Origin of the sequence: Candidatus Rhodobacter oscarellae (assembly GCF_001078595.1) — a bacterium.
In the GTDB taxonomy this organism is placed as follows: Bacteria; Pseudomonadota; Alphaproteobacteria; order Rhodobacterales; family Rhodobacteraceae; genus Rhodobacter_B; species Rhodobacter_B oscarellae.
In genome coordinates this window covers 1,419,097-1,436,292 of the sequence record NZ_LFTY01000002.1, presented here as the reverse complement: position 1 = coordinate 1,436,292, position 17,196 = coordinate 1,419,097, and the positions used below count along the sequence as shown (strand labels likewise).

At 55.6% G+C, this 17,196-nt stretch carries 16 protein-coding genes, 1 tRNA gene and 2 pseudogenes; 12 read left to right on the top strand and 7 right to left on the bottom strand.

Features of this window, described 5'->3' with window-relative positions; genetic code table 11:
* Window positions 1-497: 497 nt before the first annotated feature.
* The 6 genes from AIOL_RS25050 to AIOL_RS11755 form a co-directional block, all read right to left on the bottom strand.
* Complete coding sequence (locus AIOL_RS25050; protein WP_152912503.1) at window positions 498-935, bottom strand: hypothetical protein; 438 nt, start codon at window positions 933-935, stop codon at window positions 498-500.
* Window positions 936-1,246: 311 nt separating this feature from the next.
* Window positions 1,247-1,627, bottom strand: a complete 381-nt coding sequence (locus AIOL_RS25045; RefSeq protein ID WP_152912502.1) for a hypothetical protein — start codon at window positions 1,625-1,627, stop codon at window positions 1,247-1,249.
* Window positions 1,620-2,012, bottom strand: a complete 393-nt coding sequence (locus AIOL_RS11765; protein WP_049643150.1) for a hypothetical protein — start codon at window positions 2,010-2,012, stop codon at window positions 1,620-1,622. Before AIOL_RS11765 ends, AIOL_RS25045 begins: the two co-directional genes overlap by 8 nt.
* Before the next feature lie 10 nt (window positions 2,013-2,022).
* A complete protein-coding gene (locus AIOL_RS11760) occupies window positions 2,023-2,571 on the bottom strand; it encodes a recombinase family protein (protein ID WP_049643149.1) in 549 nt (182 codons plus the stop codon).
* 122 nt (window positions 2,572-2,693) lie between these two features.
* The gene (locus AIOL_RS25040) at window positions 2,694-3,383 is read right to left on the bottom strand and encodes a HEPN domain-containing protein (protein ID WP_152912501.1); all 690 of its coding nucleotides are present in this window, start codon (window positions 3,381-3,383) and stop codon (window positions 2,694-2,696) included.
* A gap of 39 nt (window positions 3,384-3,422) precedes the next feature.
* On the bottom strand, window positions 3,423-4,610 hold the full coding sequence (locus tag AIOL_RS11755; protein ID WP_049643148.1) for a DUF262 domain-containing protein: 1,188 nt from the start codon (window positions 4,608-4,610) through the stop codon (window positions 3,423-3,425).
* Window positions 4,611-6,763: 2,153 nt separating this feature from the next.
* Between AIOL_RS11755 and AIOL_RS26320 the strand changes: the two are divergent.
* The 8 genes and pseudogenes from AIOL_RS26320 to AIOL_RS11710 form a co-directional block, all read left to right on the top strand.
* Window positions 6,764-7,102: pseudogene (locus AIOL_RS26320) on the top strand (tyrosine-type recombinase/integrase); the annotation flags it as partial.
* Between the two features lie 14 nt (window positions 7,103-7,116).
* A complete protein-coding gene (locus tag AIOL_RS11740; protein ID WP_049643146.1) occupies window positions 7,117-7,329 on the top strand; it encodes a hypothetical protein in 213 nt (70 codons plus the stop codon).
* Between the two features lie 10 nt (window positions 7,330-7,339).
* Window positions 7,340-7,816: a hypothetical protein gene (locus tag AIOL_RS11735; protein ID WP_049643145.1), complete on the top strand. Its 477-nt coding sequence runs from the start codon at window positions 7,340-7,342 to the stop codon at window positions 7,814-7,816.
* Window positions 7,817-7,939: 123 nt separating this feature from the next.
* Window positions 7,940-8,023, top strand: a tRNA-Leu gene (locus AIOL_RS11730).
* 248 nt (window positions 8,024-8,271) lie between these two features.
* A complete protein-coding gene (locus AIOL_RS11725; RefSeq protein WP_326973178.1) occupies window positions 8,272-9,516 on the top strand; it encodes a glycosyltransferase family 2 protein in 1,245 nt (414 codons plus the stop codon).
* Window positions 9,516-10,301, top strand: coding sequence for an NAD-dependent epimerase/dehydratase family protein (locus AIOL_RS11720; RefSeq protein WP_049643143.1), 786 nt, complete (start codon window positions 9,516-9,518; stop codon window positions 10,299-10,301). The genes AIOL_RS11725 and AIOL_RS11720 overlap by 1 nt, the downstream gene beginning before the upstream one ends.
* A complete protein-coding gene (locus AIOL_RS11715) occupies window positions 10,294-11,088 on the top strand; it encodes a glycosyltransferase family 2 protein (protein ID WP_049643142.1) in 795 nt (264 codons plus the stop codon). The genes AIOL_RS11720 and AIOL_RS11715 overlap by 8 nt, the downstream gene beginning before the upstream one ends.
* Window positions 11,085-12,245, top strand: coding sequence for a DegT/DnrJ/EryC1/StrS family aminotransferase (locus AIOL_RS11710; protein WP_049643141.1), 1,161 nt, complete (start codon window positions 11,085-11,087; stop codon window positions 12,243-12,245). The genes AIOL_RS11715 and AIOL_RS11710 overlap by 4 nt, the downstream gene beginning before the upstream one ends.
* A gap of 161 nt (window positions 12,246-12,406) precedes the next feature.
* Here AIOL_RS11710 and AIOL_RS11705 read toward each other — a convergent pair whose 3' ends face one another.
* Complete coding sequence (locus AIOL_RS11705; protein WP_049643140.1) at window positions 12,407-13,366, bottom strand: glycosyltransferase family 2 protein; 960 nt, start codon at window positions 13,364-13,366, stop codon at window positions 12,407-12,409.
* A 129-nt stretch (window positions 13,367-13,495) separates the two neighbouring features.
* On the opposite strand from AIOL_RS11705, the pseudogene AIOL_RS25035 reads away from it, so the two are divergent.
* From AIOL_RS25035 to AIOL_RS11690, 4 genes and pseudogenes are all read left to right on the top strand, one after another.
* A pseudogene (locus AIOL_RS25035) lies at window positions 13,496-13,624 on the top strand (IS5/IS1182 family transposase); the annotation flags it as partial.
* Window positions 13,625-13,728: 104 nt separating this feature from the next.
* Window positions 13,729-15,510, top strand: coding sequence for an ABC transporter ATP-binding protein (locus AIOL_RS11700; RefSeq protein ID WP_049645410.1), 1,782 nt, complete (start codon window positions 13,729-13,731; stop codon window positions 15,508-15,510).
* Window positions 15,511-15,559: 49 nt separating this feature from the next.
* Entirely contained in the window at window positions 15,560-15,979 is a 420-nt protein-coding gene (locus AIOL_RS11695) for a sugar 3,4-ketoisomerase (RefSeq protein WP_049643139.1), read from the top strand.
* The gene (locus AIOL_RS11690) at window positions 15,889-17,085 is read left to right on the top strand and encodes a DegT/DnrJ/EryC1/StrS family aminotransferase (RefSeq protein WP_326973105.1); all 1,197 of its coding nucleotides are present in this window, start codon (window positions 15,889-15,891) and stop codon (window positions 17,083-17,085) included. Before AIOL_RS11695 ends, AIOL_RS11690 begins: the two co-directional genes overlap by 91 nt.
* The last annotated feature ends 111 nt before the right edge of the window (window positions 17,086-17,196 follow it).

Genomic DNA, 17,196 nt, shown 5'->3' with positions numbered 1-17,196 from the left:
CCGAAAGCAAAATTCGCCCCTGAACTGAAGCAGCCATTCAACTGAGTAAAACGAATGGCAGCATCGCCCCGCAAGGCGGTCATCAATCGGGAGACCTAGTTACTCCAGCCTAACTGTGTCCTCGGCACCCCGGGCCACGCCTTGCGCGTTTTGATCGCCACGGCGTCAGGGTGGTCGGCGAGATCTAACGCTTCGCCCTCTGTAACTACTAAGGCCCAACCTTGCCGCGCATCTGGGCCGTCTAGATCGGGGCGTATGAGAATTTTCCATACCATCATTGGGGCAGGATGCCCGCTGGTGGTTAGCAAAGCGTAGAGGAGCGCTAAGGTCCGCATAGAACCCTTAGCAGCCGTCGACCGGGTCGCGCAGCATTGCACTTGCGGCATCTTGCGTCGGCCCAAAGCCGCCCTCCACTCTGGATGTCGGATGCTGCGGTGCGGCCCGTCAAACCCGCCGTTCGCTGCGTTCACACCAATGACCGCTAACGTGCTCAACGACTAGAACACATGGATGTCTTGAAGAACCAACACGAATTGTTCCTTGACTTGCATAACTTCAAAAGTCGCAGTGAGGTCAGACCATTCTCCATCCAACGGAAGGTCAAACGACACAAATCCAATACGGCTACTTGGCTCAGCGTCTTGCCAACGATCGACTTCCCAACGAGGTGAAGGCCCTCCTTCGGTCTGTGAAATTTTTGAAATTCCATATACGTGGTCCCCAGGCTCATGCGGCATCCCATAACCAGCGACAACAGATTGGATTAACTCGGGTGTCCACGCATAGTAACTGTCATGTGCAGTGAGATTGTAAGCTTCGGAGAACCTATTTTCCGAAAGCAGGTCGACCCATTTTCTTACGCCATCTAACAGCTCTTCATTGCTTGCCGTTTTCGGGAACGTAAGAACACCTTCTGGCACGGAGATTTCTGACAAGTATCGACCCCACTTCTATTCCTTTACCTAGATAGCAGACCTTCGTGCATCTCGCAGCATCGGTCGAAGTGGGCTCTCAGCGGTCATGCGGCGATGCAGTACCAAAACCAATAAAATCGAATATACTGCCGTCGAGAAGAGCCCAGAGCTGCCGTCAGGCGGCTTGAGCGGCACTGCAACTGCAGCATCGTACATCGGCCCCATTGAGGTCCTTCGACCTGCCCACAAGATGCTGCTGTTGCAGCCCAAAAAGCGGACATTCGGGCCGATAGGGTTCATTATGTAATTTTTGTTGCTTAACGTGTTGAGCGTTAGTTCGCGCCTGTTTTTGAAGTTTTTTCGCTTGGAGGTTCCAAAAAATTGTCTCCAAGCTCTCTTTTCATGATTTGGCTGAGAACTTCGGCTTGTTCATCTGCTACCTTATTTAGGCCAATGATCGTAATGCGATGGTGAGACGGGTCAAAGAAGAATATGACACTTAGACCATGCATCCGATACTCCATGATTTGCCCCTCTAACCCATCATCACTTGCGATTCTTTTTGCACTTAGGGGATTTGCCAATCTAAGTGTGTCTCCGTTCGCCAGCCGTTTGAGGACCGCGAGCATCCTGTGCCGATCTCGTCTTGTAGCTGTTTCAACTTGATCCATCGCCTGCTTGGTAAGTTGGATTTTTTGCACGGTATCATTCATCGATTTCCACCAATTTTAGAGCATCTTCCAACGACTTCACTTCGCCATTTTCAACCATCTCCGGTATCTTTTTCGCGAAGTAATCAACTGCGACCTTGCCAACCAACGCACGACGAAAAGCGTCATCGTTGTATCTGAAAGCATCGTCTAACGCGCTGCTTTGGAGGATGCTTAGAACAATGTTCAAGATGAAGAGCGCGACAGTCACATAAAGCCAAGCAGTATGAAAAACTAAGTTTAACCGGATAGTTGCAGGATTTGTGCTTCCGTCAGTAATCTCTGTCGCCAAGAAGGAACTGCTTACACCAAGAAATAGTGCTATCAGGGCAAACAGCGTCGTCCTAAGAATATGATTTTTTATCAGAAGCTTACCAAATTTTTTCATTTGTTGATAGCTACTTTGTCATTCGACTAATTGTTGAGTGCGATACACCCATATCTTTGGCGATAGAGCGGCAACTGTCACCTGCGGAAAGCCGCTTACAGGCAACAATTCTTTGATGTTCGGTCAGTTTCGATTTTGGGCCAAATTTCACTCCCCTCGCCTTAGCAGCTTCTCGACCCTCATTCGCCCGCTTTGTAATCCTCTCGCGCTCGTCTTCGGCCAAAGCGGACAAGAAGGCGAGAATACCCTTGCCCATTGGACTGGTCAGATCAATCCAAGGCTTGTCCAGAACTTTCACAGTGGCACCACGTTCGGCAACACGCTGCATGATGGCGATGCCATCCATCATGGACCGGGTGGCCCGGTCCCACTCAGCGATCACCAGGACGTCATCCGTGCCGAGTGCATCGATAGCTTTTTCGAGCTGAGGGCGGCCCCTCACAGTTTTGCCTGTAGCTTTCTCGCGAAAGATGCGGGCCACGCCTGCACCGTTTAGCGCCCCGATCTGACGGTCGAGGCTTTGGGCTTGAGTGGACACTCTGGCGTAACCGATCTTCATGCGTTGAGGCTATCAGAACGGCCTGTAACTCGCACCTGATTTACGCACCATGTCCACAGATTGATTCCGTGGGATTTTTAAGATGGTGCGCAAGTCATGATTTATGCACCATAAGCATCCGATTAGGCTGCTTGCGGCAGATGCATGGGCAACGTCTCAGCGATGCTTAAACCGAATGATTCAAAAAATGCGATATCTTCGAAAAGCGACGTCGCAGAAGCCGAGTTTCCCGGGTTCAGGGAATGGGCAATATCATTCCTCTTCTCCATAAAGTCGTTCAACCGAGTCAAAAGCATTCCATGCACGCGCCCACTATCGTCATCACCAAAGAACGCCAGCAGCGGCTGTTTGTCAGAGGCTTTTCTGCATACATCTTTCAAATCACAGATCGCAAATATGGCATTTAGCTGAGCTGGCCGCATATTGCTTTCATTGTGCACCAAAGGCCCATAAATTTCTTGGGTCAAGTCGCCCTCTAGAAACCTACAAACCGCGTCTATTCGTGAACGCGCGTCGCGGGATACAGTCTCCAAGGATACAGCGGTCCCGCCAGTATCAATCTTGGCGCGTGCTAGTTCTTCGAGAGTTCGCTTCCATGCCGTTGCACTTAGCTTCCGCGGCAGTGTGCTTGGGTCAGTCTGAAGCTGCACCATTTCCCGGGCATACTGTCTTCCTTGTTCCCGAATGAACTCTTCAAACCGTGCGGCCAGCAACAACGTCGAAGAGTTCACGGAGGCAACTCGTGATCGCGCAGAATTGGCCGACGTTTCTACAACCGAAACCAGCTCCGATATCGCTGTCAGATCGGCCAAAAATTCGTCTGATATGGCATCGAAAATTGTAGACAAAGCTCAAGCCGCAACAAGAATTGCTTTAAGAAGATTGATACGATCTCTCACAGAGTCGGCGGTGTTCCCCCTGCCAACAAGAACTTCATACTTGTCTGGGTCTTCGTTGGCCGCACGCATACGCCCTACGACATTGACTTTGTCCGCGATGATTGCGGCCCTGTCGTCCCACAAAGAATTCATAGCAACCATTGCTGCATCGTATACAGCAGCAGAAACACGCTGCTTCTGATCGGTTTGGGATGTCAGAAGGAACGGTTTTTTGTCGAAGATCTCGTACAATGTGAGGAATCGGGCTGTATATTCTTCGCTAGCCTCTGCTGCCTCATTCTCGGTGAGTTTGACCTCCATTGCCCTATCAAGCATCGCCCTCATGGAACCCCTGATTTTACTTGGGTCTTTAAGCGCAAAATATCTTAGCACAAGCTCGCAGTCTTTCATGTTGCGATACAACGAGTTCTTCTGCCTGTCCGGATTGATGTAATAGTCCTCAGGGTCTTCTTCAGTGTAGGCCGGTATCCCAAACACTTCTGTAAAAAGATCAAACCTGCTGAGAGAAACAATAGCCTCGTTGAACGGTCCGGGGTTTTGAGCATTGCGCAGCTCTTGGGCGTTGAGACGCATCCCACCCGTGTTCAGGCGATCAAAAACGAGCCTGCGAATATCTGTCAGTGATAACGTGCCTTGGTTTGGGCGCTCAGATTCACTCTCCATAAGGAGTACGATTGCTGACAAGTTTGCCCTGTCTAGTGTTCGCTTCACTCTGGGAGGGGCCTTTGGGTAACGTAACCCATTGAGGGGGGATAGAACCTTCAAGCCGCTGAGTGCGAACGACCCTGCAAAGAAGTCACGGATAGTGTTCAATCGTTGTTGGCCGTCCATGACTTCGTATCGCGCAGCAGAGCTTTCGTAAAAGAACACTGGGGGAACGGGAATGTTCAAAAGTAAGGACTCGATAAGCTTTGATTTTTGAGATGGCGACCAACGCAAGCGACGTTGATACTCTGGGTGGAGGTTGATGGCCTCGCGTCTTTCGATCATGTCGCGGATTTGGGGGAGTAAGAAATTATTGGTCTGATAAACGATGCGAAAGGCGTTTTGGGCCAGAAACTCGTCTGGGTCACGACTGTCTGGTGGAACCGGCGCATCGTCATTTTCGTCGATGTCGCCAAGATCAATTTCTACACTCATTCGTAAATGCTCGCTTCCAGTCGATTGTCCATCATGGCTTATAGCTTTTCGTAGAATTTAACCAGACAAGGCACAAAGGCGCATAAGCCCTTGTATGTGAATTTAGGCAGATCTCCAATGTCGGCTTTTACGAGTGTCCGCTCGACGGCATGCGAGTGCAGCGAATGGCACCTTCCCACCCTGGGTCGCGTTGATAGGGCCAAGTTGTACAAACGCAGCGAATGACGGCTAGTGTCCGCTACCTCGCCATCGCGATATCTAAGATTCTGCCCGTTGCCGCCAATGTCTACAAAGCGGCCAAATCGGAGCCGCCGCCAGCTTGCACGACTTTTGGGCTTCACGAATGCCAGGGGCGGTGTTGAGCGTGTCGAGATAGTCGAGCAATACAGGCAACGTGCGATAGACCACCTTCTGCACCCCGTTCGCGGCCCCGAAGGCCACAAGAGTGGGGCGAGATCTCCGGACTGGTGCGTCCGCAGGGGCCGCCAGCGCCGCTGTGGAGGGCTACATTGCTGCTCAAGACCCAACCCGAGGGGCAGCGGATGTCCTCCTCGCAGGGGCCACTGGGCTGGCTGCGAGCGGCCCTCTGGCTTCCGGCTTCACCCCTGATGCGGAGGGCTTGGACCCCCTCGACTGGCGGGCCGTGGCTGACCACCTGAAGCTCGCGGTCGCGGACGCCGGGGCCACCTCCCCGAGGGTGCAGTTTACCGAACTCGCGGGCCTTCACGGGCTCCAGCGCATCATCCCCGCCGAGGCAGCGTAACGGCACTTCGTACACCCGCTCAGGGCACCTTCGGGGGCTCTGGGAAAAGATACAATGTTTTCAACTAATTAGTCAATTAACCCACCCTAGACCGGGCAATTAACCCACACCCTAGGGAAGGTGCATGGGAAGGTTACATAAGGTTACATAAGGTTACACATAAGGTTACACATAAGGTTGCACATAGAGAGTATATAGAAAGTGTATGTGAGGTTGGTGTGAGAGAGGGATGATAGAGATGTCCTCCTCCTCCACACCACCTTCATATACCCTTTAGGTGCCCCATGAGGTGCCCCCTAAGGTGCCCGCTAAGGTTCACCATAAGGTGCCCGCTAAGGTTCACCATAAGGTGCCCGCTAAGGTTCACCATAAGGTGCCCCCTAAGTTTCACCAGCAGCCCCCTTAGGTGCCTGGAAGGTTTTACCTGATGGTATCTCCCTCCTCATCTATCTCCTCCATCCATACCCCCTAGGGTGCCTCCTAAGGTTCACCACTAGGCACCTAAGGGGCCTGGGAGGTTTTACCTGATGGCATCTCCCTCCTCATCTATCCCTTCATCCATACACCATAAGGTGCCCATGACAGACCCCTCTGAGCTGCATGTGTACGGTTACCCCTCGGGGTGCCCCGCATGTGACAACCTCAAGGCTTTGCTGATCGAGCATAGCCTCTCCTTCACCTTCCATCATCTCCACCATAAGGGCCCCAAGTGTTCGACCGCGAAGGGAACCGTGTCGGGGATTACCAGACCATCAAGGCCACCCTCTCATGACCAAGAACTGCAACTTTAGCCACGCCTCTCTCAGGCCCACTGGGAAGCCCGTGGAGTGCTCGGTCTGCGGAGCCAAGCATGTGCCCGTGAAGACCGCCTAAGGGGCCTCTCAGAGGTGCTGTGGGGGGCTTCTGGGGTCTTCAGCCCACCCCAAGGGCCCGGAATGTTTTGTCACAAAAATCTGAGCAGCAGAGATCATTATAGAGGCCGCGCAAATCCCCCGGTGGGGGCCCCTATACGCGCACGCAGGCAAACGCAGGTGCGGATTATTGCTCCCGCGCGCCCGGATTATTGCTCTCACACGCTGCCCATGTCACCATCTTACGTCACCACATAGTTTAACCTGTTGTTTTCATTTTGTTTACGGGGGATTGAGTATCCCTTGAGGCATGTGAGAAGCGCCAGATGGGGCGTGTATGGGCGAGGGGTCTTAATACAACATCACTCCTGTCCTGTGGGATGCATCAGTGATTATTTTTGTTATAATGTAACAATCATCGTGAGCACCATCACGGGCACCAGATGGGGCAGGAAGCGCGCGCAAACGCGGGCGCGAGCTATACCCGCGCGTAGGCGAGTAGGGGCACCGGCAGGCTCTCCACCTGGGTCACCAAGGGCGACACGCCCCGCTCGGTGCCTCTCACGCCCCGCGCTAGGGAGATAGTCCTGCGTCGCCGGATGGATATTCGTGACTGGGAACCGCTGTTCCCGCGCACGGTCAACTCCAGCGCCGTGTCGCGCCGCCTTCGGGCATGGAAAGAGTGGGCGAAGCTGCCTCCTGATGACGAGGCTGTCTTCCATAGCTTCCGGCACACCACCTGTTCCCGCTTGATACAACGTGGCGTGTCCCTCCCGGTAGTCCAGAAGTGGATGGGTCACGCGACAATCCAAACGACCATGCGGTACGCGCACCTCGCGCCTGACGCCTTCGATGACGCACTAGCAGCGCTTAGCTGAGAAAGAACCCAGACATGAAGAAATACCTAACCGGCGGCTTTATGGCGGCCCCTTTGCTTGCCCTCACAGTCTGCCAGCAGGACGCAGGAGGGGCGGAACGCAACACCCAAGGGACCACCACGCGGCAGCAAGATCGCGGCCCCTCGGTGACGCTCCACGGGCCTCGCTTGGGGTTCGACGGCAAGATCAAACTGGGCTGCTGCTCGCCCGGCTTCAGCATGTACTAAGGAAATCGAGATGAGCACCTTCAAAGAGAATATGATCAACAAGGCGCACAAGTTCATCAAGAACCATGTGCCGAGACACACCCAGGCTGAGTACGAGGCGCTACTGGTAACGAACACCGACCTCGCGCTCCAGCTCATTAGCAAATGGCAGCAACTGGAGGAGCTTACGGCGTCCTACCACGCGCTCCAACGTGAAGCCACGCGAAGCATCCCGATGCCGCCGGTTACAGCCCGCGCAGATGCCTTCTACATGCTCAACATCTGTGCAAAGAGCTGGTCGGTTCGCTGGAGCATCGACCCGTACCATGCAGAGATGCGGTTAAGCGACAACCCCTTCAAGCGGACGGACCCCCAGGGCGCTCATATCGAGGCACAGGAGGTGGCTAAGGCTTTCCACGATGTCTTCCACCGGGACTATGTTCCGCGCCTCTGGGAGGCCACTGCGCAGGCGCTCAGCGTCCCATGGCGTGCGGAGCGCGCAGCATGAGACAGCAACTACTCGAAGCGCAGCTCGAAGAGATACGGGCGCTGGTCTCGACAATTAAGGAGGGCGCGTCAGCAAGCGAGGTTGCAAACAAAATCCTGCTCACTTATGAGGAGGATTATTCACGCCCTTCTGGTGGAATGGTAGACACGAAGCATTCAAAATGCTTTGCCTCACGGCGTCCCGGTTCGAATCCGGGGAAGGGCACCATCACCCCGAATATAGCCCACCCAGAATCGGTGACATGACAGTGACATGGCGGTGACATGGCGTCACCGGGTAGTGACATGGGCATCAATTCCACCCTTAAAAATAAGGACATTCCGATCAACCATCGGATTCAAAATCCCCCGCCTTCACGGGCGTGCGAGTTCGAGTCTCGCCTCGGGCACCATCTTTTAAGACATGCAATTGTATCGCTTCAGTTTCTCGTGGGATGAGCTAAGGCGTAGTACAGGATAGCAAACAAAACAGCGGCACACAGCTTCGTAAAGCAGGGTGTCTATTACTTCGTTCGGCGGGTACCGCACGAGCTTCGGCGGCACTACACCTCCGCTCGGAGTTCATGTTCCCTTCGTACTCGGTCCGTCTCTGTAGCCGCTTCAAGGGCATCCAGAGCCGCCAACCAGCTGGATGAATACTGGTTCCACCTACGAATGCGGGACGCTCAACTTCCTGGCAAACACATGCTGCGGCTCATCGACCCGCGCATGGTGCTCCACCCGGGGATTTGCCGCCAGGTCAACATGTGCGTTTATTTTGCCGAGCCACTCAACCTTACCGTTGCACGTGATCCTTACTCTCTGACATACGGTCAGAATGTCAGGCCGAAGGGAGCCGGCTCTAAGATGGCCCGCATTTCGATCATAACAGCAACCTACAACCTGCATGAGGCAGGCAGGTGGGAGAGCTTTCTGCAAGGCGTCGCCAGTGTGGAGGCGCAGACCCATCGCGATTGCGAGCATTTGGTGATCGATGGCGGCTCGTCTGATGGAACCGCAGACGGTATCGCCAAACTGGCCGACGAGGGTCGCATAGCGGGGTGGATCAGCGAGCCCGATCAAGGCGTTTATGACGCCATGAACAAGGGCGCCGCAATGGCCACGGGCGAGTGGCTGTTTGTCCTGAACTCTGACGACTATTTGCACGATCCCGACGGGTTGGCGAAGGCGCTGGCGAAGCTGGAAGAAGGCCATGACTTTGTCGCTAGCCCTGTCTTAGGGCTCGGCCCCGACGGAGAGATCACCAGCGGGGTTTTCCGTGGCACGATCAGCAGAGGGTATTCGCGTGTACTTTTGACGATGCCGTTTGGCCATTCCGGCATGGTGATGTCGCGGCAGCAGTTTTTGGACCTCGGAGGCTTCGATCTCTCGTTCAAGATCTCGGCGGATTACGACTTGATCCTGCGGCTCTTTCTGGCAGGTGCGAATTGTGGCGTGACCGAGCGTTTCGTGACGTATCGGGTGGGCGGTATGTCCTCGGATCAAGCCGGCATGCAGGATGAGAAAGCCAGGATCTGGCGCAAGCATTTCGGCAAGTTGGTTGCGTTGCCCGACGGGGCCTGGCTTGCATGTGCCAAAGCCAAACGCCTGCCGCGTGCGGTGTCATGGGCGCTCTTGACGGGGCGCGGCACGCCGACGGTGATCCGACGCAGCGCCCTGGTGCAATGGGTGCGCGCTCTTGGTAGCAGGGCGATAGGCTGATGCGGATCTATGTCACGGGCTCAGGTGGTATACTAGGGCGGCACGTGCTGGCTTGGCTGGATCGGCTCTGCCCCGAGGCTGATGTTATCAGGAACACGGCCGACCTTACGGACGGCGACGCCACCCAAAAAGCGCTGCACGATTGTGGCCCGCTCGACCTTGTGCTGCACTTGGCCGCGTTGGTGCCCGTCGCTGAGGTCAAGGCTGATCCGGCGCGCGCTTATGCGGTGAATGTTGCGGGCACGGCGAACCTTTGCGCCGCTATGACATCCAAGCGAATGCTATACTGCTCGTCAGGTCATGTTTACGCGCCAAGCGCAGAGCGATTGGCTGAGACCGCGCCCACGATACCTGTTTCGGTCTACGGCCAAACCAAGCTGATGGGGGAAGACACGGCACGGTTCTTCGCCCAGACAAAGGGTGTCTCGCTGTGTTGCGGGCGGGTTTTTTCGATCCATGACCCTGCCCAGACCGGATCCTACCTGCGCCCCACGATCAGTCGCCGCCTCACCACCGAGGATCTGAGCAAACCCTTCGAGCTTTATGGCGCAGAGTCGCTCCGCGACTTCTTGACGGCAAAAGAAGCGGCGCAACGTTTGGTAAAGCTGGCGCTGACGGAGGCGGAGGGCGAGGTCAATATTGGCGCCGGCTGTGGCACCAAAGTCGCGGAGTTTGTGCAATCCTTGTCAAGCGTTACGCTGGACATTCATCCCAAGGGACATGCTGACATACTCGTTGCTGATACGTCTCGCCTTCGGGCGATCTTAGGAGATTTGGATGGCTGAAGGTGTCTCAATTGTGGTGCCGACCTTCAATCGCGCGGCTTTGCTGCCGCGGGCGATCGACAGCGCGCTTGCTCAAACCGTGGCTTGTGAGGTGGTGGTGGTCGATCACGGCTCGACCGACGCGACGCCAGAGGTTGCCGCTGGCTATGGCGACAGGATCCAATACGTGCGGCGTGACCGCGACTTCGGTCCGCATTACTGCTGGCTTGATGGGATCATGCACAGCTCTGGCGAGTTTGTGCATCTGCAATATGATGACGACTGGATCCAGCCGACTTTCATCGAGGCATGCTTGAGTGTGATGACCCCAGACACTGGCTTTGCGTTCAGTGTGGCGCAGATCCACGAAGTTCTGGAGGACGGTGCCGGCAAGGACGGGCCGCGCATGTTCGAGGATTGGATGCCAGCGACGGGCACTTACCCGCGCAAGGCGCTGGAGAAGAAGATCTTGCGCACGATCATCTCGCCGGGCGCATGCGTATTTCGTCGTCACACCTTGATTGATGCGATCTATCAGGGTCGTTTGCCTCTGCCTAAGGCGCATTACCATGGCGTGGGTCCAGATGTGTACGCTTCGCTTTTGTCGATGCTGCGCTATCCAAAGATCGGCTTTGTCGCCGAGCCGCTGGCAGTGTTTCTGGCCCATGAAGGCTCGATCACCGTGGGCGCGGCTGAGGACGAGGCGAAGGCGCTGGCGATGAAAAACGCCTATAAGGAAGTCAAGCAGTTCTATCACGAACTCAAGATGATAAAGCGCTGGCGCGCGCTCAAAGGAGTATTTGGATGAGCCGGCCTGTCTATCTAGCTGACGACACGATCACACAGGACGAGCTGCAGGCGTTGTCCGATTGGATGCTGGCTGGCAACCGCCTGACCAAGGCGAACGAAACGGTATCCTTCGAAGAACAATTCGCTGATTGGATGGGTAGCAAGCATGCCGTGTTTGTGAACTCGGGCAGCTCGGCCAACCTGCTGATGATCTATGCCCTGCGAGAGGCCGGGCGGCTGCGTAACAACAAGGCGATTGCGGCCTCAGTCAGCTGGGTGACGACGGTGGCGCCTCTGCTGCAGTTCGGCTTCGACACAAAGCTTTGCGATTGCGACCCGATGGACCTCGGGCTGGACCTGAATCATCTGGAAGAATTGTGCCGAACCCATGAACCTTCTGTCCTGATCCTCGTGCATGTGCTGGGTCACGCAAACAAGTTGAAGGAAATCCAAGAGATCTGCGACCGATACGGCGTGATCCTGCTGGAGGACAGTTGCGAGGCGCTTGGCTCGGCATATGCTGGGCGCAAGCTGGGCACCCATGGCACCGCGGGCAGCTTCAGCTTCTATTACGGCCATCATGTCTCGACGATTGAGGGGGGCATGGTCGTCACTGATGACAGCGACCTGCAACAGGTGATGTTGTCTCTGCGCTCTCACGGCTGGAGCCGCGACCTGTCTCCCGAGCGGCGCGAGGCCCTCACGTCTGCGCATGACGTGGACGCGGTGCGTAACCTTTACACCTTCTATCACGCGGGCTTTAACCTGCGCTCGACAGACCTGCAGGCGCGGCTGGGACAGTCGCAGCTTCTGAAACTCGATGATATCGTCAAAGTTCGCGAGCGTAACTTCGAGGCCTATCGCGCCGCGCTGCCCGACTTTTTTGCGCAGACAAGCGAAGCTGACCCGCTGTCTTCTTTTGCATACGGGACCTTTGTCGAGAACCGCCTTGAGACGTATGAAGCACTAACTGACGCCCAGATTGAAGTTCGCCCCTTAATCTGCGGCAACATCGCGCGTCATCCGTTTTGGCTGCGGAACCACAAGGCCGCCGCATTGCCTAATGCGGACAAGGTGCATGATCTGGGGCTTTATCTGCCAAACCACCACAACCTGACGCTAGACGACATTGCGCACGTCACAGAGGTATTTCGCGCCGTTGCGCGTCCGGCGTGAGCGGAACCGCGGGGCGCAGCCTTTTGGTGTTCAGTGTTTTGCGGATCGAAAACGTAGAAAAGTGCAGACAGGCACCGGGTCGCCGCGCACCGCACACAGTAGTGTTTTCCCTACGCCGGAATAACTGAGGCAAGTCCCATAACTTCCCCCAGATCAGCCAACTAACGCATCAGTCCCAGCTTGCGTTTCAGTGCGTTCCCAAGCGACTTCTCCCAGATGATCCGAAGTCGTCTGGAAACGATTTTCCGGTCCTGCGGAAAATTGCGCAAATGGCGATAAACTTGTTTCGTCAATGGGAAAAGTGCTGGCAGATCTGTATCTATTTCCTGACGGACCATACCTGCCAGAATTTGCGCATAACTTTTGTCGCATTCCGCCAGCTCGCCGTTTTCTGACGACGCGTTTTCTATGATCTGCTCCACGGCTCGCAAATAGCTCTCCGAAAGTTCCCGATCCGATTGCTTCGCCACGACACCAACAAACTGTCGATAATAGCTTCCATCATAGTCCCCGATCAGCAGATGTTCCGCATGTTTGGCGAATTCCACTTCCTGTACGAGATCTGCCCACGAGCCGATGTCGTCAGAATTATCGGCATAGTCAGGAAAGCAGCGATGCAAGGCGGCGCTTATGCCTTGCAGGCGGCTGTGGTTCAGGTTTCTCAGGAACAGTCCGGGCGGGGTATATGACTTTATGTGGTCTTCGTTGTGTGGGAGCCGATCCTGATGTCCCGGTGACCAGATAATTGTGTTGGGCAAAATGCGGAACTTGTCCTTTTGCGGGTCCAGACCGCTGTTCGCAATCGTTTGGTTCATATTCGCCAAAAGGTCCGGGGCAAACCAATCATCGCCACCCAGATAGCTGACCACGTCGCCGCTCGCCAGTTTGGAGACCTTGTTCAAGTTCCCCCAAATCCCAAGGTTCTGGGCGTTGAAGTGAAGCTTGATAATGTCGGGGTGTTTGTCACGGTAGCGGCTCAAAACATCGCGCGTGCCATCGGTGGAGCAATCTTCACAAATCACGATCTCATAAGGAAGCGGTCGGCTGTTAAGGATGGAGTCTAGTGCTTCGCCAACAAAACCCTCCTGATTGTAGGTGATAAGCAAGATTGTGTGGCGCATGGGGGTCGCGATCTGACTTTTGAGGCAATCAAGGAACCAATAGGAAATACCCCGGGAAAGCAACAGTGGCAAAACTGTGGGATGACAGCTTACAGCATTGTCATGGCCAAAAGGCGTGCGGACACGCAATTGGGGCGCTGCCGCCGATTGGCGGAGGACTGGGAGCGCATAATCGCATCCGCAGAGGCTTGGGCACTGCTCGCCGCCATCAGAAGATCAACCTGCCATATCGTAAGGAGAACTGTGGGCGGGTTTTGAGCCAGACTCTGAGCTCCGCCGATAGACGCGGACCATGAACTCTACTAAGGGTCTGCGGGACGTTTACGAACTCGCACAATGATCCGCAAAGGTTGCTGTTTGACATGAAGCGCAGTGAACAGGCCAAAGAACGGCGGCGGTTTTTCCAGGACCCCGACCGCGAAAATCTGCATTGGGTCTGGCGGACCTATTTGAAGCAGAAAACGCCCTGGATGATCGTGATGCTGGTCCTGATCGTTGGGCAAGGTGTTGTGTATCAACAGTTTCTTGCGCTGACCGAAGGTGGGTTGCGGGTCATCTTCGAGAACGGAACGGTCGCGCAGCTGCTGTGGGTCTCTGCGGTGGTCTTCGCGATTTTTGTGCTGCGCGGATTTCTGTCCTTTGCGACGCCGCGGATCTCTGCCTGGCTGACGTCGGAAATCGTGCTGGAAATCCGCAAAGACATCATCTCGAATCTGCTGCGGTTGGATTTGGCGTATTTCGACCGCACCAATTCCGGCGAAATCATCCACCGTGTCGTCGCCCAAGCCAACGCGTTGGGCACGTTTCTGGGCCAGACCAGTGTGATTGCTGTGCGCGAAGCCGTCACGGTTTTGGTTGTTTCGGGTTATCTGATTTACAAATCGCCGCTCTTGTTTGCTGCGGCCCTGATCGCGATCCCCAGTGTCGCGCTGAGTATGCAGTTTGTCGGGCATCGCATCCGCAGCCTGCAAATCGGTGTCGAGAAGGCGACCAGCGACTACGTCACCAACATCGAAGAGATGTCGAGCGGCATGCGCACCGTCAAAATAACCGGCCAGGAGGAGTATGAGCAGGATCGGTTATTCAACGCTTCCGGCCTTATTCGAACCCTGAATTATCGCCTTTTGTCCACCCAGGCGCTGATCCCGCCCCTGATTGACCTAATCACAGCTTTCGTCTTTGTGATTGTGATCGCGGGCGGCGGATACCTTATTCTGACGGACACGTCCGGGATGGACGCCGCCGGCCTGATCACCTTCCTTCTTGGTCTTGCGATCTTGTTCGACCCGATCCGGGCCGTTGCCAATTACTTCGCCCAATTGCAGGGGATATTGGTCATGCTGGATTCGGTTTGCGCGCATCTGAAACTCAACTCGGCGCTGGCGCTTGCCGAGAACCCGGAACAAGATATCGACACGCAATCCGACTTCGTTCTTGAAGATGTCACCTTTGGTTATGAGGGCGAGGAGCCGCTGTTTCGGGATTTATCCCTGCGCCTCAAGGGGGGTGAGGTCACTGCGGTGGTTGGGCCGACCGGGTCGGGGAAAACGACGATCCTCAGCCTTTTGACGCGCCTCTACGATGTCGGGGATGGGAAAATCACCTTGGGAGATGCGGATGTGAAGGACCTCGACCTCGAGCGGTTCCGCAAGTCCTTCTCCGTGGTCGCGCAGGATATTGTCATCTTCAATGACACGATAAAGGAAAACATCCGCTATGCCCGGACGGATGCAAGTGATGAAGAAATCTGGGCCGCTGCGGAAGCGGCCGAAATTGCGCCCCTCATGCGCAGCCGCGGTGACACGCCGTTGGGGCCGAAAGGCAGCCAATTGTCAGGCGGACAGAAGCAACGCATTGCCATCGCCCGCGCCTTTTTGAACGACGCACCCATTGTCCTGTTGGATGAGGCGACCTCTGCACTGGACCAGGGCACGGAAGACCGCATTCAGGCGGCCATGCAACGCCTGACAAAGAATAAGACGACTGTTGTCGTGTCGCACCGGTTGTCCTCTGTCATGAATGCCGACCAGATCTATTTCCTTGAAAACGGGACCCTCATCGAGGGCGGGACGCATGAAGAGTTGTTGCAACGCGACGGGCTTTATGCGGCGATGTTCACGGCGCAAAAGCAAGGATATGATTGATTGCTCGTTTGTGTAACTGTGGTCGAAATCTATCGCCGCGGAGCCAAATATGAAAAAGAAACTTGGCGAAGTTCGTGAAGTCGAACTGCCCCAAATTCACGATTTCCGGGGGGACCTGACCTTTATAGAAGGCAACAGCCACGTCCCATTCGATATCAAACGCGTCTATTACTTGTACAACGTCCCCGTAGATTCAGAGCGCGGCGGCCACGCGCACCGGGATCTGCAACAGGTGCTGTTCGCCTTGTCCGGCAGTTTTCGCGTGAAGATCGATGACGGATTTGACACCACCGACTACTGGCTGAGGGACCCAAGGAAGGGATTGTACATCAGTCAGATGGTTTGGCGAGAGATGGACAGCTTCAGCCAGGGGGCGGTTTGCATGGTGTTGGCGTCACTTCCCTTCGACGAGGCGGACTATTACCGCGACTACGACATGTTCCGACAAGCTGTAAGTGCAGCAAATTGAAGGTTCCGTTTCTAGACGTCGGCGCGGCCTATCGCGAATTGAAGGATCAAATCGATGGCGCTGTCGCGCGCGTCATGGAAAGCGGATACTATATCGGCGGCCCCGAAGTGGACGCTTTCGAAGCGGATTGGGCGCGGTATTGCCAGGCGGATTTCGCGGTTGGCACCGGCAATGGGCTGGATGCCCTGGTGTTAGCCTTGCGGGCATTGGGCATCGGCCCCGGTGATGAGGTCATCGTTCCCGCCAACACATTCATCGCAACATGGCTGGCCGTGTCCGCCGTGGGCGCAACAATTGTCCCCGTTGACCCGGACCCCGCAAGTCATAACATCAACGCAAACGGTATCTCGAGCCGCCTATCACCCGCCACCAAGGCCATAATTCCGGTCCATCTTTATGGCTGCCCGGCTGATCTGGATGGCATTTTGGATGTCGCCAAAGATCGCGGTATTCCCGTCATCGAAGACGCAGCACAGGCGCATGGCGCGCGGTACAAGGGGCGGCGGATTGGTAGCCATGCCGATATTGTGTGCTGGAGCTTCTATCCCGGTAAAAACCTCGGGGCCGGTGGCGATGGCGGCGCCATCACAACCAACTCGGCCAAGATCGCAGAACGCGTCCGCATGCTGGGAAACTACGGCAGCCGGCGCAAATATGAGCATGAGATACTGGGCACGAACTCGCGTTTGGACCCTCTTCAGGCGGCCATCCTACGGGTGAAGCTTGCAAGCCTCGACACTTGGACGGCGCGGCGGCAAAAAATCGCGCGTTTTTATCTGGACGCGCTCCGCGATGCAGATCTGGTGCTGCCAAACGCCCCCGATTTCGCGGATCCGGTCTATCACCTTTTCGTCGTGCAACACCAAATGCGGGACAAGTTGCAATCCAGGTTGGCCGAGCGCGGCATCGCCACGCTGATCCATTACCCTTCGCCCCCTGGTCAGCAAAACGCCTATAGGGACGATCCTTCCTTGGCGGAAGGCTTCCCAATTGCACAGGACATGTCCCGCCGCGTTTTGAGCCTTCCCATGGGGCCGCATCTGTCAATGGAATGCGCAGAGTATGTGGCCGAGCAATTGCGACGTCTGACGCTCTCGGATTGTTGAGGCCACATGATCAGCAGCGCTGGATAACGAACCCGATTTTGGTTTGATGGCATGCTGATTGCGACGCAGTGGTTCTGCCGATAACACTGTCAGAGACGCAGCCCGCCCAAG